Origin of the sequence: Streptomyces albireticuli, from assembly GCF_021228125.1 — a bacterium.
Taxonomy (GTDB): domain Bacteria; phylum Actinomycetota; class Actinomycetes; order Streptomycetales; family Streptomycetaceae; genus Streptomyces; species Streptomyces albireticuli.
In genome coordinates this window covers 999,519-1,014,772 of record NZ_JAJQQS010000002.1, presented here as the reverse complement: position 1 = coordinate 1,014,772, position 15,254 = coordinate 999,519, and the positions used below count along the sequence as shown (strand labels likewise).

General features: G+C 74.9%; 16 protein-coding genes. 7 read left to right on the top strand and 9 right to left on the bottom strand.

The features are described from left to right. Positions 1–111: 111 nt before the first annotated feature. Positions 112–801 carry a lysoplasmalogenase gene (locus LUZ64_RS04650; RefSeq protein ID WP_232389990.1) on the bottom strand — a complete coding sequence of 230 codons (690 nt, stop codon included), beginning with the start codon at positions 799–801 and terminating at the stop codon, positions 112–114. After that, positions 798–1,721, bottom strand: coding sequence for a sterol desaturase family protein (locus LUZ64_RS04645; protein WP_095579371.1), 924 nt, complete (start codon positions 1,719–1,721; stop codon positions 798–800). Before LUZ64_RS04645 ends, LUZ64_RS04650 begins: the two co-directional genes overlap by 4 nt. Before the next feature lie 246 nt (positions 1,722–1,967). Between LUZ64_RS04645 and LUZ64_RS04640 the strand changes: the two genes are divergently transcribed. From LUZ64_RS04640 to LUZ64_RS04620, 5 genes are all read left to right on the top strand, one after another. Next, positions 1,968–4,685 carry an MXAN_6230/SCO0854 family RING domain-containing protein gene (locus tag LUZ64_RS04640; protein WP_095579372.1) on the top strand — a complete coding sequence of 906 codons (2,718 nt, stop codon included), beginning with the start codon at positions 1,968–1,970 and terminating at the stop codon, positions 4,683–4,685. A 125-nt stretch (positions 4,686–4,810) separates the two neighbouring features. Next, positions 4,811–5,824: a DEDDh family exonuclease gene (locus LUZ64_RS04635; protein ID WP_095579383.1), complete on the top strand. Its 1,014-nt coding sequence runs from the start codon at positions 4,811–4,813 to the stop codon at positions 5,822–5,824. An 85-nt stretch (positions 5,825–5,909) separates the two neighbouring features. Further along, on the top strand, positions 5,910–6,761 hold the full coding sequence (locus LUZ64_RS04630; RefSeq protein WP_095579373.1) for an SURF1 family cytochrome oxidase biogenesis protein: 852 nt from the start codon (positions 5,910–5,912) through the stop codon (positions 6,759–6,761). Positions 6,762–6,790: 29 nt separating this feature from the next. After that, the gene (locus tag LUZ64_RS04625; RefSeq protein WP_095579374.1) at positions 6,791–8,575 is read left to right on the top strand and encodes a glycoside hydrolase family 15 protein; all 1,785 of its coding nucleotides are present in this window, start codon (positions 6,791–6,793) and stop codon (positions 8,573–8,575) included. Positions 8,576–8,579: 4 nt separating this feature from the next. Next, the gene (locus LUZ64_RS04620; RefSeq protein WP_095579375.1) at positions 8,580–9,335 is read left to right on the top strand and encodes an SDR family oxidoreductase; all 756 of its coding nucleotides are present in this window, start codon (positions 8,580–8,582) and stop codon (positions 9,333–9,335) included. Between the two features lie 242 nt (positions 9,336–9,577). Here the strand turns inward: LUZ64_RS04620 and amaP are convergent, their stop codons facing one another. Genes amaP through LUZ64_RS04595 form a run of 5 tightly spaced genes read right to left on the bottom strand, consistent with a single transcriptional unit; the run spans position 9,578 to position 11,786 of the window. Further along, positions 9,578–10,174, bottom strand: a complete 597-nt coding sequence (gene amaP / locus LUZ64_RS04615; protein ID WP_095579376.1) for an alkaline shock response membrane anchor protein AmaP — start codon at positions 10,172–10,174, stop codon at positions 9,578–9,580. Between the two features lie 7 nt (positions 10,175–10,181). Beyond that, positions 10,182–10,778, bottom strand: a complete 597-nt coding sequence (locus LUZ64_RS04610; RefSeq protein ID WP_095579377.1) for a DUF6286 domain-containing protein — start codon at positions 10,776–10,778, stop codon at positions 10,182–10,184. Further along, positions 10,775–11,110 carry an Asp23/Gls24 family envelope stress response protein gene (locus tag LUZ64_RS04605; protein ID WP_095579378.1) on the bottom strand — a complete coding sequence of 112 codons (336 nt, stop codon included), beginning with the start codon at positions 11,108–11,110 and terminating at the stop codon, positions 10,775–10,777. Before LUZ64_RS04605 ends, LUZ64_RS04610 begins: the two co-directional genes overlap by 4 nt. 50 nt (positions 11,111–11,160) lie before the next feature. Continuing rightward, entirely contained in the window at positions 11,161–11,352 is a 192-nt protein-coding gene (locus tag LUZ64_RS04600; RefSeq protein WP_095579379.1) for a hypothetical protein, read from the bottom strand. An 11-nt stretch (positions 11,353–11,363) separates the two neighbouring features. Next, entirely contained in the window at positions 11,364–11,786 is a 423-nt protein-coding gene (locus LUZ64_RS04595) for an Asp23/Gls24 family envelope stress response protein (protein WP_095579380.1), read from the bottom strand. Between the two features lie 197 nt (positions 11,787–11,983). Between LUZ64_RS04595 and LUZ64_RS04590 the strand changes: the two genes are divergently transcribed. Next, positions 11,984–12,790, top strand: coding sequence for a hypothetical protein (locus LUZ64_RS04590; protein WP_232389991.1), 807 nt, complete (start codon positions 11,984–11,986; stop codon positions 12,788–12,790). 76 nt (positions 12,791–12,866) lie between these two features. After that, positions 12,867–13,652: a hypothetical protein gene (locus LUZ64_RS04585; RefSeq protein WP_095585034.1), complete on the top strand. Its 786-nt coding sequence runs from the start codon at positions 12,867–12,869 to the stop codon at positions 13,650–13,652. Positions 13,653–13,713: 61 nt separating this feature from the next. Here the strand turns inward: LUZ64_RS04585 and LUZ64_RS04580 are convergent, their stop codons facing one another. Then, positions 13,714–14,505, bottom strand: a complete 792-nt coding sequence (locus LUZ64_RS04580) for an enoyl-CoA hydratase/isomerase family protein (protein ID WP_095585035.1) — start codon at positions 14,503–14,505, stop codon at positions 13,714–13,716. Positions 14,506–14,633: 128 nt separating this feature from the next. Beyond that, entirely contained in the window at positions 14,634–14,855 is a 222-nt protein-coding gene (locus LUZ64_RS04575) for a helix-turn-helix domain-containing protein (RefSeq protein WP_030366669.1), read from the bottom strand. Between the last annotated feature and the right edge of the window lie 399 nt (positions 14,856–15,254).

Here is a 15,254-nt window from a genome sequence, read left to right as displayed (position 1 = left end):
TGAAGGGCGAGGGGCCCGGCCGCATCTCCACCAGCGGCCGGGCCCTTCTCCGTTGCTTCTCCCCGCCGCCGCGACGCCCCGCCGCCGCGACGCCCCGGCGCCCCTCCGGGCTCAAGGGGTCGTACGCACCGCCCCGTACGCCCTCGCCGGGGGCTCGGCGCCCGCCGGGCCCCGAGGGGCCGCCCGCAGCAGTCCGTCCACCAGGAGGAGCTGCGCGGGCAGATAGCCGAGCATAATCCAGAACTGGGGTACGGGCGGCTGCGGCCAGTCGGCGGCACCGCTCGCGATGAGCGTGTCCGAGGCCAGGAAGAGCAGCCCGCCCGCACCGGTGCGCGGCCGGACGCGGCTCGCCCCGAGCGCCATCGCGGTCAGCAGCAGGCTGTAGAGCGCGACCGGCACCCGCAGCCCCGGCTCCAGGTCGGGCCAGAGCAGCGCCACCGTGCCGAGCCAGGCCACCGCGTACACACCGCCCAGCCCGTACGTCCGGCGGCCGCCCGGCGTGCCGTGCCGGGCGCACAGCAGCAGGTAGCAGACGTGCCCGGCGGCGAAGAACGCCATGCCGAGCAGGAACGGCGTGTCCCCGCCGATCAGCAGCAGAGTGTCGCCGCCGCAGCCGAGGAGCAGCGCGCCGGCGAGCGTCCGGGGCCCGCCCCGGGCGAGGACGTGGGCGGCGAGGAGGGGCATCAGCGCGGGCTTGGTGACCGTCGCGACGGCGGATCCCGCGAGGAGGGCGGTCAGATGGGCGAGGGCGGCCAGGGCGAAGGCCACGAGCGGCGCGGAGGCCGCCCGGGGGCGTCTCACGCGGCCCGCTCGCGGGGCGATGCGGGGTGCGGGGCCGGTGCCGGATCCTTGGCCGGTGCCGGTGCGTGTTCCGCGGCGGGTGCCGGGGCGGGCTGCCAGCCGGGGCCGCGGAAGACCCGTCCGGCCCGCTCCCGCCAGCTCCGCGCCCGCCGCAGGTCGCGCAGGACGGCCGCGTACTCGTGGGTGGCGACGCGCAGCGGGTTGAAGGTGTCGATGTTCTTCGTCAGGCCGTAGACGGGGCGCTCGCCCTCGGGGACGAACGAGCCGAAGAGCCGGTCCCAGACGATGAGGATGCCGCCGAAGTTGCGGTCGAGGTAGCCGCCCTGCGAGGCGTGGTGCACCCGGTGGTGGGAGGCCGTGTTCAGCACGTACTCCAGTGGTCGGGGCAGCTTCCCGACGCGCTCGGTGTGCACCCAGAACTGGTAGACGAGGTTCACCGACGCGCAGAAGCCCACCGCCGCCGGGTGCACCCCGGCCGCGATCATCGGCAGGTAGAACGGCCAGACCGTCAGCGTCGTCCAGGGCTGGCGGAGCGCGGTGGTGAGGTTGAACTTCCGGCTGGAGTGGTGCACCACGTGGCAGGCCCAGAGGATCCGTACGACGTGGTGGCCCCGGTGCGACCAGTAGTAGCAGAAGTCCTGCGCCAGCAGCATCAGCGGCAGCGTCCACCACAGGAAGGGCACGCGCAGCGGGGTGAGTTCGTAGAGGGCGGTGTAGACGGCGACGATCGGGATCTTCCAGAGGGCGTCGAAGGCCATGCTGCCGACGCCCATACCGACGCTGGTCGCCGCGTCCTTGACGGAGTAGCCGGCCGCGCCCGTCCGCTCCGCCGGGCGCAGCCGGTAGCTCACCAGCTCCAGCGCGGTGAGCAGGAGGAAGGCGGGTAAGGACCACAGCACGACGTCGGGAAGGTGCGGCATGGCCGCACCATAAACGCGCCGACGGGCCCTCCGCTAGGGGTTGTTACCGTTGGGTACCGGACAGTGTTACCCGGCGTTCGCCGCCGCTCCCGGTACCGGGGGTAATCCGGTGGTCCCGCTGATCGGGCCGGAACTACAATCGAGGCGCGGGGGCGGCTCCGCGGCGTGCTTCCTTCTCCATTCCTCTCCAGAATCCAGTGCGCCCACTCTCCGCCCCCGCTTCCGTTTTCCCAGGGGGAATCTTCCGTGCCCACACTCCAGTCCGTGCTGCTCCGCCGCGCCCGGATCGTCCACGTCGACCATGAACCGGCCACCGCCCGGGGGTTCCGGCCGCGCTCCGCGAGGAAGGCCGACAGCGGTCTGACCGCCCTGGAGGCGGAGCTGCTCGACCGGGGGTACGCCCTGACGGAGCCGTTGCGCGGGGCGCTGGCCGCCGCCGGCGCCGAGGCCCTCGGCGAGGCCGGACGGCGGCTGCTGCGGGAGATCGACGAACTGCTGGGCGCGGACCGTACGCACATGCCGCTCTTCGGCGGCTTCCCCGGCTCGGTTCCCCGGGACACCGACGCCCTGTACGTGGACCGGGTCTTCGCCCTGCTGCTCCAGGAGCCCGAGCAGCCGTGCGTGCTGTGCGGCACGGCGGGCCGGGTGCGCCCGGTGTCCCCGTGCGCGCACCTGGTGTGCGGGAGCTGCTGGGACGGCGCCGGCTACAACGGCTGCCCGATCTGCCACCGCCGGATCGACCGGGCGGCCCCCTTCCTGCGGCCTGTTCCTCCCGGCGATCACGACGCGCCGCGCACCGGAACCCCCGGCGGGCCGCTGCGCCTGCTGTGCCTCGGCTCCTCCCGGACCGCCGACGCGGCGGCCGAGCTCACGGCTCTGCTGGCCCGGCGCACACCGCTCTCCCCCCAGGACCGCGCGGACCTCGCCGTGCTCGTGGCGCACGCGCCCGACGGGCTCGGCTGGCTCCCCGCCGACGTGCCCGTACGCGAGGCCAAGGCGCTGGTGCTCGGCGCCCTGCTGCGCGACGCCCGCACCGCGGAGGCCGCCCGCCGGCGGCTGCCGGAGCTGCTGACGACCGCCACGGACGTGCTGCGGCTGCTGTGCGTGTGGTCGGGCGGCGACCCCGATCCGCGCGGGGCGCCGCGCATGCGGAGCGTGCCGCGCGGCCTGCGCCGCGCGCTCCTCGCGGTGCTCGACGGCCTGGACGTCCCCGCGCTCGTCGAGGACGTCCACCGCCACCCGCGCGCCTGGAAGCGGGCGGGCGAGGTCCTTCACCCTTACGAGCAACACGCCCGCCACCCGCGCGCGGCCCTCGCCTTCGCCACGCTGCGCGCCACGGAGACCAGCGCCACCGGCGACCTGGGCGAGGCGCTGCTGCGCACGGCGGCCGCGTACCCGGAGGCGGTGACCGTCCGGGCCGGGACCGCGCGGACGGCGCGGCCCACGACCGTCCCGGTGCGGGTCGGGCCGCGCGGCCTGTACGACCGCGGGCCCGTCCGCCGCTCGGTGCCCCGCGTCCGGATCGTGGCCCGCACCTGGGCCGCGCGGGCGGAGGAGGCGCTGCGCGGCGACGACCCGGCGGCGGCGCTCCGGCTGCTGGGGGAGCGGCCCGGCGAGCTGGTCCGGCGGCTGGACCACCTGCTGCGGCGGTACGGGGCCGGCCTTCCCGCGGAGGAGCTCGGCCGGGTGCTGCGGCGCGGGCTGCCGTCGGTGGGCCCCGGCCCCCTGCTGTCCGCGCTGGGCGAGCTGCGCGGCCGGCATCTCGCCGGGGAGCGGCGGGTGTTCTTCCCGCGCGGGCGGGTCAGCCGCCCGTTCCGCGCCGACGACGACCGCGCACCCCTCCCCGGGGGGACCGTGGCGGAGGTGTGCGCGCTGCTGGAGGCGGAGGCGCTGCGACGGCTGGGGAAGGAGTCCCGCTTCGACCTCGCGGTGCTCGACTCCGGTCTGGCCGGGATCCCGGTGCCGTTCGCCGAGCGGTCGGCGGCGTCCTCGCTCGTCGCGGTGCCGCGCGGCAGTTTCTTCCCGCTGCCGGAGGGCGAGGTGCTGCGGCTGTTCCTGCACTGGACGGAGCCCGCCGGCACCCGGGTGGACCTCGATCTGTCGGTGGTGTTCTTCGACGAGGAGTGGCGGTTCACCGGCCTGTGCGACTACACCTCGCTGCGCCGCCGCGACGACGCCGCCGTCCACTCGGGCGATCTGACGTCGGCCCCGGCGCCCGACGGCGCGACGGAGTACGTCGACCTGGACCCGGCCGGGCTGGCCGCGGCCGGCGTCCGCTACGCGGTGCCCGTCGTGTTGAGCTTCAACGACATTCCGTTCGAGGCGCTGCCGGACGCCTTCGCGGGGTACATGGCGCTGCCGGACCGGCGGGCGCGCGACGCCTCGTACGACCCGCGTGCGGTGCGGCAGCGGTTCGACCTGACCGGCGACTCCCGGATCTGTGTGCCGATGGTGGTCGACCTGGCCGACGGCCGCGCGCTGTGGACGGACGTCCACCTTCCGGGTGATGGGGGTTTCCACAGCGCGGGGCGGCACACGGAGCGACTGGGCCGGCTCGGCCTCGGGCTGTGGGAGTACTTCACCGGAGGGGCCCGCGTCAGCCTGTGGGACCTGGCGTGCTGGCACGCGGCGGCGCGCGCCGACGAGGTGGTCGTCGTCGGGCGGGCGCCGGACGAGGTGCGGGTCTTCCGCCGCCGGGCGGACGAGGAGGTGGCGGCCTTCGCCGCGCGGCTGCGCGTGCCGGGCGCGGCCGGGGAGCGGTGGCGGGCCGGCGGCCCCGGGGAGGCCGCCGGGCGCGCGGCCCGCGCGGCCGACGGGCGCCGCGTCCTGCTCGCCCTGCGCGAGGGCGACATCGCGCCCGAGAAGGCGACCGGCGTGGCGTACCGCCTCTTCCCCGGGCTCGTCGACGGGTGCGAGGACGTGGCGCGGGTCACGGCCGGCGACCTCCTGGCCGCGCTCTCCTGACGCCGCGGCGGGGCGTGCCGGACGGCGCGCGTCCCGCCGGCGCGGCCGTCCGGGCCGGCCTGACCCCGTGTTACGGGACCGGCCGGGGCCCGCGCTGTCAGTGCGGGCCCGTATTCTCTGTGACCATGCTCGTAGACCGCGCCGCCGCCGATTCGCCGACCCCGTGGCCGGCCGCCTATCCCGAGGGGTACGCGGTCGTCGACGTGGAGACCACCGGGCTCGCCCGGGACGACCGGATAGTGTCGGCCGCGGTCTATCAGCTGGACGCCAGAGGCCGGGTGGAGGACCACTGGTACACCCTGGTCAACCCGCAGCGGGACCCCGGTCCGGTGTGGATCCACGGCCTCACCACCGAAGTCCTCTCCGACGCGCCGCTCTTCCCGGAGATCGCCGGTGAGCTGGCGAAGCGGCTCGACGGCCGGGTCCTGGTCGCGCACAACGCCGCCTTCGACTGGTCGATGCTCGCCCGTGAGTACGCCCGCGCGCGGGTGACCGCCCCGGTGCGCCAGCGGCTGTGCACCATCGCGCTCTCCAAGGAGCTGCGCCTGCCGCTGCCCAATCACAAGCTTGAGTCCCTGGCCGCGCACTACGGCGTCGTGCAGCAGCGCGCCCACCACGCCCTGGACGACGCCCGGGTGCTCGCCGAGGCGTTCCGGCCCAGCCTGCGGCTGGCGGCCGAGGCGGGGCTGCGGCTGCCGCTGCTGGCCTGCCAGCCGCTGACGGAGTGGTCCGACGGTCCCGCGGCCCCGCGCCCCGCGTCGGTCGGCTATCAGCCGTCCTACCGGTCGGGGACCTGGCGGCCGAGCCGTAAGCGGCCGGCCTGCCCGTACCCCAACCCCGGTAGGTATAAATCGGGTGAACAGCTCATTCAGGGCATGCGGGTGGCGTTCTCCGGTGACACCTCCGTCGACCGCGAGCTCCTGGAGGACCGGGCCGTCGAGGCCGGGCTGCACGTCGCCACGAGTGTGTCCCGGCTCACCAGCCTCCTGGTGACCAACGACCCCGACTCCCCCACCTCCAAGACCACCAAGGCGCGCTCCTTCGGCACTCCGGTGATCGACGAGGCGGCGTTCATGCAGCTGCTCTCGCACGTGGTCCCGGCCCCGGGCGGCAAGGCGGGCACGGCCACGAACGGCTGACGGGCGCTGCGCGGGCAGCCGCCGGGCGGCCGGCTGCCGCGACCCGATGCCAATGGGGCGAACCCCGCCAGGTACCGTCAAACGCGTGTATCGCTTCCTGTTGTCCCGGCAATGGGTGATCCTCACGCTCGTGGGGCTCGTGCTCATCCCGGTGATGATCAAACTGGGCTTCTGGCAGTTCCACCGCCATGAGCACCGGGTCGCCCGCAACGACCTGGTGGCCCGCAGCCTCTCCGCCGACCCGGTGCCCGTCACCGAGCTCACGCGGCCCGGCCGGACGGTGCCCCGCGAGGACGTGTGGCGCCAGGTCACCGCGAGCGGTACGTACGACACCAAGGGCGAGGTCGTCGTCCGGATGCGGACCGACGCCAACGGCAAGTCGGGCTACTGGGTCCTCACCCCCCTGGTGCTGGCGGACGGCCGCGCCGTCCTCGTCAACCGGGGCTGGATCCCGGCCACCGGCGATCTCACCCGCTTCCCCGAGGTCCCGGCCCCGCCGTCCGGGAAGGTCACCGTCACCGGCCGGCTGCGGGCCGACGAGACGGACTCGAGCGGCATCAAGGACACCGCCGGGCTGCCGCCCCGTCAGGTCATGCGGGTCAACAGCGAGCGTCAGGCGAAGGAGCTGCACCGGCCGGTCCTCGCCGGCTACATCGAGCAGACCGCCCCCGAGCCCGGCGACCGCGGCCCGGTGCTCGTACCGGCCCCGGACCACGACAGCATCGGCCCGCACATGGCCTACGCCGTCCAGTGGTGGCTCTTCACCGCCTTCGTGCCCGTCGGCTGGGTGATCCTCGTCCGCCGCGAGCGCCGCGACCGTGCCGCCGAGGCGGCCCGGCAGGCGGAAGGGGCCGGCGAGCCCGGGGTGACCGGAGCGGCTGAGGCCGGGCCCGCCGGGTCCACGGGCACCGTCCGAACGGGCGGCTCAGCGGAGTAGCCCCGCCGCCCGGCGGGAAGACGCTCCGCGTGTCAGCACTCATCGAGGACTACGCGCTCATCGGCGACCTCCAGACCGCCGCCCTCGTCGGCCGGGACGGTTCGATCGACTGGCTCTGCCTGCCCCGCTTCGACTCCGCGGCCTGCTTCGCCGCCCTCCTGGGCGACAAGGAGAACGGCCACTGGCGGCTCGCGCCCGACGGCGCCGGGGCGTGCACCCGGCGCTCCTACCTGAAGGACTCCCTCGTACTGGAGACGGTGTGGGAGACGGAGACCGGCACCGTCAAGGTCACCGACTTCATGCCGCAGCGCGACACCGCCCCCGACCTCGTCCGGATCGTCGAGGGCGTCTCCGGCTCCGTCGACATGCTCGGCGTGCTCCGGCTGCGCTTCGACTACGGCAGCGTGGTGCCGTGGATGCGCCGCTGCGACGGCCACCACGTCGCCGTCGCCGGCCCCGACTCGATCTGGCTGCGCGGCGAACCGCCCGTGCGCACCTACGGCAAGGGCCTCAGCACCCGCTGCGAGTTCACCGTCGCCGAGGGCGAGCGGGTCGCCTTCGTCATGACCTGGCACCCCTCGCACGAGCCCCGGCCGGCCCTGATCGACCCGGCCGAGTCGCTCCGGCACAGCCTGGAGGACTGGCGCGCGTGGGCGGCCCGGTGCACCTACGACGGCCCGCACCGGGAGGCCGTCCTCCGCTCGCTGATCACGCTCAAGGCGCTCACCTACGCGCCGACCGGCGGCATCGTCGCGGCCCCCACCACCTCCCTGCCCGAGGAGCTCGGCGGCGTCCGCAACTGGGACTACCGCTACTGCTGGCTGCGCGACTCCACCCTCACCCTCGGCGCCCTGCTCTCCGCGGGCTACGCCGACGAGGCGTGCGCCTGGCGCGACTGGCTGCTGCGCGCGGTCGCCGGCGACCCCGCCGACCTCCAGATCATGTACGGCCTCGCGGGCGAGCGACGGCTGCCCGAGACCGAGCTGCCCTGGCTGGCGGGGTACGAGCGGTCCTTCCCGGTCCGCGTCGGCAACGGCGCCGTCGGCCAGCTCCAGCTCGACGTCTACGGCGAGGTCATGGACTCCCTGCACGTCGCCCGCGAGGGCGGGATCGCCGCCGAGGCGCACGCCTGGAACCTCCAGCGCAGCTTCATGGAGTTCATCGAGGGGCACTGGCGCGAGCCCGACGAGGGCATCTGGGAGGTCCGCGGCCCGCGCCGGCACTTCGTCCACTCCAAGGTGATGGCCTGGGTCGCGGCCGACCGGGCCGTCCGCGCCCTGGAGGCGCACCCCGGGCTCCGGGGCGACCTGGACGGCTGGCGGGCCATAAGGGACGCGGTCCACCGCGAGGTCTGCGCGCACGGCTACGACGCGGAGCGCGGCACCTTCACCCAGTCCTACGGCTCCGCCGAGCTCGACGCGGCCACCCTGCTCATCCCCCGCGTCGGCTTCCTGCCGCCCGGCGACCCCCGCGTCGTGGGCACCGTGGACGCCGTCCGCCGGGAGCTCGGGCACAGCGGGCTGGTCCGCCGCTACAGCCTCGACGACAAGCCCGTCGACGGGCTGCCCGGCGGCGAGGGCGTCTTCCTCGTGTGCTCGTTCTGGCTGGCCGACGCGCTGCACCTGACCGGCCGCCCCGAGGAGGCCCGGGAACTCTTCGAACGGCTGCTGTCCCTGCGCAACGACGTCGGGCTGCTCTCCGAGGAGTACGACCCCGTCGCCCTGCGCCAACTCGGCAACTTCCCGCAGGCGTTCAGCCACATCGGACTGGTCGGCACGGCCCTGGCCCTCGGCGGTGCGGGCACGGCAGACTGACGCCATGGATCTTGGACTGAAGGACCGGGTGTACGTGCTCACCGGCGCGAGCCGGGGGCTGGGCAACGCGGCGGCCCGTGAGCTGGTGGCCGACGGGGCGAAGGTGGTGCTCAGCGGGCGGGACGAGAAGTCCGTGACGGCCGCCGCCGAGGAGCTGGGCGAGCGCGCCGTGGGGGTGGCGGCGGACAACGCCGACCCCGAGGTGGCCGCGCGCCTGATCGCCACCGCGCGGGAGCGCTTCGGCCGCTTCGACGGCGTCCTCGTCAGCGTCGGCGGGCCGCCGCCCGGCTCGGCCGCCGACAACACCGACGAGCAGTGGCGGGCGGCGTTCGACTCCGTCTTCCTCGGCGCGGTCCGGATGGCCCGGACCGCCGCCGCGGAGCTCTCCGAGGGCGGGGTGATCGGCTTCGTCCTCTCCGGTTCGGTGCACGAGCCGATCCCCGGCCTGACCGTCTCCAACGGCCTGCGCCCGGGGCTCGCGGGCTTCGCCAAGTCGCTGTCCGTGGAGCTCGGCCCGCGCGGCATCCGCGTGGTCGGCCTCCTCCCGGCGCGCATCGACACCGACCGGGTGCGGGAGCTGGACGCGCTCTCCGGCGACGCGGACGCCGCGCGGGCGCGGCACTCGGCGGAGATCCCGCTGCGGCGGTACGGGACGCCGGGGGAGTTCGGGCGGGCCGCGGCGTTCCTGCTGTCGCCCGCGGCGTCGTATCTGACGGGGCTGATGCTGCCGGTGGACGGGGGCGCGCGGCACGGGTTCTGACGCCTGCGGCGGGCCTTTTCCCCAGCCCCGCCGCTTCCCGAATGTCCTCAAGCGCCGGGCGGGCTGAAAATCAGCCCGTCCGGGGGCACCTCCTGGGGGCACCCTGGGGGCACCCCCAGCGGTAGCTGGGGGAGGTAGCCGGGGGAGCTTGAGGACCGGGGTCCGGGGCGGAGCCCCGCCACGCGGCGGAGCCGCACATCGGATGCCGCGGGAAGGGGCGGCGCTGGGGAAACGGCCCCCGGTCACCCCACCCGCTCCGCCCGGTGCCGCACCACCCGCACCCGCACCTCCGCGGGAATCCGCGCCACCCCCGTAGACGCCCGCGCATGCGCCAGCACCTCCGCCGACAACCCCCGGACCGCCGCCTCCGGCGACCCGTGCGGCTCCAGCGTCAGCCCCACCCGTACCTCCGGTGCCGGTCGCCGCCCCCGCAGCACCACCAGTGCCCGCTGCACGCCCGCCGAGGACTCCGCCTCCGCGGACAGCACCTCCTCCAGGGCGCTCCCCCGCACCACGACGGCCTCGCCGTCCCCGCTGTCCACGAGGACCTCCCGCAGCCGGCCCCGCCGCAGTTGCGCCAGCAGCCACCACAGCGCCAGCAGGACCACGAGGGCGAGCGCCGCGATCACCGCGGGCCACCACCAGCCCTCGGCGCGCCACTTACGCCGTTCGGCCCGGCCGAGCAGGACGTCGCCGGGCGCGTCGAAGGGCCACGCGGACGGCAGCGTGAAGCCCCAGCGCCGCTGGAGGTCCAGCGAGCCGATGAGCACCGCGGCGCCGAAGGCCACCAGCACGACGCCGGCCAGGCCGGTCAGGATCCGGTTCACCCCTCTCAGCACCGCGCGCTCACCTCTTCGCCGGCCGGCGTACGGAGACCGACAGGCCGGGCCGCCGGGCGAGGCCCAACTGCCGTACTCCGTCGGCCAGCACGGTGTCCAGATCGGCCCGCACCTCGTCCAGGTCCCGGAAGTGGGACCGCGCCCGGGCCCTGACGCGGCGGCGTCCCACGTCCACCCGGACGGAGCGGACCCCGGCGACCTCCATGGCCCGGTCGCGGAGGACCAGCGCCGCCGCCCCGCGGTCCAGGCCGGCCCGGACGTCCGCGTCCTCGCGCCGCATCGGCAGCACCCGGCGCAGCCCGGGGGTGACGGCGAGGGCGATCAGCCACAGCCCGGCGAGCACGGCCACCGCGGCGCCGGCGAGGATCCAGACGTCGTCGAGCCGCCGGCTCGCCAGCTCGTGCGCGAGGCGCCGCCGCCAGCCCATCGCGGGGCGCCCGGCCCGTACGGCCGCCACGTCATAGAGAAAGAGACCGGCGGTGCCGAGCACCACGGCCGCGACGAGCGCGGCGGGCAGCCGCCGCACCGACCAGAACCGCCCGGCCCGCCCGGCGGGGCCGTCCTCCGTGCCGTCCGGGTCCGCACCCGGCGCCGCCCCCTTCATCGCACCCGCTCCCCACGCCGTGCGCGCGTCTGCGCCGAGTGCAGCCGTTCCACGGTGACGGCCACCTCCGGCACCTCCATGCCCGCGAGTGCCCGCACCCGCTCCACGATCCGCCGCCGGACCTCGGCGCAGCGGGCGCCGAGGTCCGCGGGGTAGCCCAGCTCCACCGAGACCCGCACGCGGGCCGCCTCCTCGTGCACCGTCACCGTCGCGTACGGCGGCGCGTGTCCCTCCGTCGCCTCGTCGCCGAGCGCTTCGCGCGCCGCCTGGGAGGCGATCTTCGCGACGACGCGGTCGGCGATCCGGGTCGCGCCGCGCTCAGCCGGTTCCACCACGCGTCCTCACCACACCCCTCACGCGTCCCACGCGCCCCTCGTGTCCGTCATCTCCGTCGCTCGTCCCGCTCGCGCGGGCGGAAGAACTCCCCCGGATCCAGATCGCCGTCCATGAAGCGCCCCACCACGAACCCGATCGCACCCAGGGCAGCCACCAGCAGGAAGGCTCCGAATCCGCCGAAGTACCCGGCGAACGCGAGGGCCATACCGGCGATCATGCCGACCACGGCCATGCTCATCGCGCGCTCCTCTACTGGAGCCTCTGCTCCGGCTCGTCCTCTTCCTCGTCCGGCAACTTCACGTCGCTCACGGCGATGTTGACCTCGACGACCTCCAGGCCCGTCATGCGCTCCACCGCCGAGATGACGTTTTCCCGCACCGCGCGGGCGACATCCGCGATCGCGACCCCGTAATCCACGACGATCTCCAGATCGAGCGCCGTCTGGACCTCGCCGACCTCCGCCTTGACGCCCCGGGCCACGGACTTCCCGCCGCCGGGCACCCGGTCGCGCACCGCCCCGAAGGTGCGTGCGAGGCCGCCGCCCATCGCGTGCACCCCGACCACGTCCCGGGCCGCGAGGCCGGCGATCTTCTCCACGACGCCGTCGGCGATGGTCGTCCGGCCGCGGTCGGCGGGCGCGGCCGGAGACTCCTTCGAAGTGGTGTCGGTCATCGTCGATCGCCTCTTTCCCAGGGGGAGGAAAAACGTCTACGGCTCCATTTGCCACCTTAGGTGGGGTTCCCCGGTACCGCTCGGGACATCCGGGCCGGGGCCGGGTACGGGCCGCTGTCCGAGTGAGTCTCCCGGCCGGGCGCGCCCGGGTGCGGCAGGCTGGGGACGACGGCGGAGCCGACGGCTGAGGGGTGACGGTGGTCGCGGACCGGTGGACACAGGCGGTACGGGCGCAACTCGGCCTCGGCAGGCTGCTCCCGCTCGGCGGCCCGGCGGACGGCGCCTGGATCGCGGAGTCCGCCGCGACCGGCGTGCTGCGGCGCGCGGGCGCCGCCGCCTCGCCCGGGCTCCGCCTGGGCGGGCTGCGGATCACCCTCGCCGACCCCGCCGCCGCGGCCCGCCCGGCGGTGCCGGCCCCGCCGAGCGGGTCGCCCCCGGGCCCGCTACGGGTGACGGCCGAGTTCGCGGCCCCGGCCGACGAGCCGTTGCCCGCCGTGGCGGAGCGGCTGCGCTCGGCACTGTGGTCGGCGGCCGAGCGGGAGCTGGGGCTGGTGGTCGGGGCCGTGGACCTGCGGGTGACGGCATTGCTGGAGGGGGCCACGGACGAGCCCGAGGGGACGGCCGGAGCCCCGGGAACAGCGGAAACCGGCAGGTCGGACAGGGGCGGCCGGGCCGTCGAAGCGAACGACGACGGCGAGGAGCCCGCCCCCTCGCATGCCGCCCCCTCGCGTTCCGCCCCCTCCGACACGCCCTCCCGCGCCGCCCTCTCCGTCCCCGGCGTCGCCCGCATCGCCCCCGTACTCGGCGCCCCTCCCCCTCCCGCCCCGGGCGATGTCCGTCATGTACAGATCCAGATCGCCGTCTCGGCGGGCCGTCGCCCGCTCGACGTGGCCCTCGCCGTACGGGAGGCCGTGACCGCCGCGGAACAAGGTCCGGTAACCGTGTCCGTGCTGGTCACCGCGGTCGCGGCACCCCCGGAGAGCGCCGCCCCGGACCGTGGATAGACTCCCCCGCGTCATCGACCGGGATCGGGGGAGAGTCGACCAGGCACAGGTGTCCCCCATGGGGGGAGGCCATGTCATGGTGAGCAGGCGGCAGCAATCGGGGTTCTCGAGCGACGCGCCGGGCTGTCTGGTGTTCCTGGGCACCGCGCGCGCCCAGGCGGCGGCCATCTTCGCCACCCCGAGCCCCGGCCGCGTCACCGACCCCGTCATAGGCCGCGTCCAGAAGACGCGCGCCGCCGTGGGCGCCGTGACGACGTTCCTGATGATCTGGACGTACGGCGTGGACGGTGGCTGGAGCGAGGTGTTCGAGGACGGGGTGACCAAGGTCTTCCTGGCACCCCTGCTCCTCATACTCGTCGGGCCGCTCGTGATAGGCGGCTTCATCCTGTACGCGCCGGCGGAGCACCGTCCCCTGCTGCGCTCCCGGCTGCGCTACCCGCTCAAGGCCGTCGGCTGGTACCTCGGCATCCCCGTCGGCGCGGTCGCCGCGGCCGTCGGGATCCTCTTCCTGGCCCGGTTCCTGAGCGACGTCTCGTATGTGCTGGGGCTGCTGCTCTACCTGGCGATCCTGGTGACGGGCGTCCCCTTCGCCGTCTGGCTGGTGGCCTTCCTCGCCTTCGCCTCCGGTGCGGCGGCCCGCTACGCCTTCAACACCGCCGACGTGCACGCCTCGCTCCCGGCCGTGCTCACGGCCGTGCTGGTCTGGGTGCTCAACCTGGTCTCCCTGGGCGACGGGCTGCCGAACGGCCCGCTCGCGGTGCAGCTCGCCGCGGTGCTGGGCGGCCCGCTGTCCGTGACCGCCGTCTCCTACTGGGAGCTGCACGTGCTCCGCACCCGCTACGGCGTGCGGATACGGGGCTGAGCGCGCGGGGGCGTACGGACGGCACACGCCGACCGGCGTACGACGCCCCGCGCGCCGGGGCTCACTCGCCCAGACCCGCCAGGTCGCGCAGCCGGCGGCCCTGCGCGGCGCGCTCGGCGACGCGCTGCTCCTCGAACGTCCGGCCGCCCGCCTCGCGCAGCAGGGCCTTGGTCTCCACGACGGCGTCGCGCGGCGCGGCCAGCAAGGCCGCGGCCAGGTCCTGGACGGCGGCGTCGAGCTCCTCGGCCGGCACGACGAGATTGGCGAGGCCCGTGCGCTCGGCCTCCGCCGCGTGGACGGACCGCCCGGTGGCGCAGATCTCCAGGGCGCGGGCATAGCCCACCAGCGACACCAGCGGCTGTGTGCCGGTGAGGTCGGGGACCAGGCCCAGGCTGGTCTCACGCATGGCGAACTGGGCGTCCTCCGCGCAGACGCGCAGGTCGCAGGCGAGGGCCAGCTGGAAGCCGGCGCCTATCGCGTGGCCTTGCACCGCGGCGATGGAGACGATGTCGTTCCGCCGCCACCAGGTGAATGCCTCCTGGTACGTGGCGATCTCGGCGTCGAGGGCCTCGTCCGTGCCACGCGCCAGGTCGATGAAGGACGGCTCGCCCTCGAAGCCCTCGGGGGTGAACGCCTGCCGGTCGAGCCCGGCGGAGAAGGACTTGCCTTCCCCTCGGAGCAGCACGACCCGCACACTGCCCGGCAGCAGCCGTCCGGCCTCGGCCAGCGCCCGCCAGAGCGCGGGCGACTGAGCGTTGCGCTTGGTGGGGTTGGTGAGGGTGACGGTCGCGACCGCCTCCTCCACGGTGAGCTGTACGCCGTCCTGGTCGAGCAGGGTCTTACGGGCTGTCATCGGGGCTCCGATCGGCTTCAGTACCGGCAGCTGCAGTCGCTAAGTTAACTGCACAGTAACCACCCGGTCGACTGCTCGACCGACCGGGTGGCACTGCCCGCACCGACGGTGCCCTGGGATGCGTGGCGTCAGGCCGAGGCGGCCTTCTTGCCGCGCGTCGCTCCGCCGCGACCGCGAAGGATCACGCCGGACTCGCTCAGCATCCGGTGGACGAAGCCGTAGGAGCGGCCGGTCTCTTCGGCCAGCGCCCTGATGCTCGCACCGGAGTCGTACTTCTTCTTCAGGTCTGCCGCGAGCTTTTCGCGCGCGGCGCCGGTTACCCGGCTGCCCTTCTTCAGAGTCTCGGCCACCCGTGCCTCCTCATGGGAGATGCGCCTCTTGACTCTCATGATCACCCCTACACGGCCTCCTGGCCACCCATTCGACAAGGTCGATGGGATGAGGTTTCGGCGATTTTCCGGGCCGGCAACGGCTGGAACAGGCAATTCCGAACTGTCCAGCTCGTACGGCCGTACGGGTGGCGGAGCGAAGAGGCAGGTCAGGCGGGGCACCGCCGAGAGCCGATGCGAACGCCCCGGCGCATCGCACGGGGCGTGCGCCGGGGCGGTAGGGGGCGCCGTGGTACGAGCCGCCCTCACTCAGATGATGGATCACCTGTCGGCCGAATGATCGGGATCGCACTGATCACCCGGGGAGCCGTTGCCTGTCAGAGGCATATCCAGGCCCTGGACAGGCCCCGGACAGGCCCT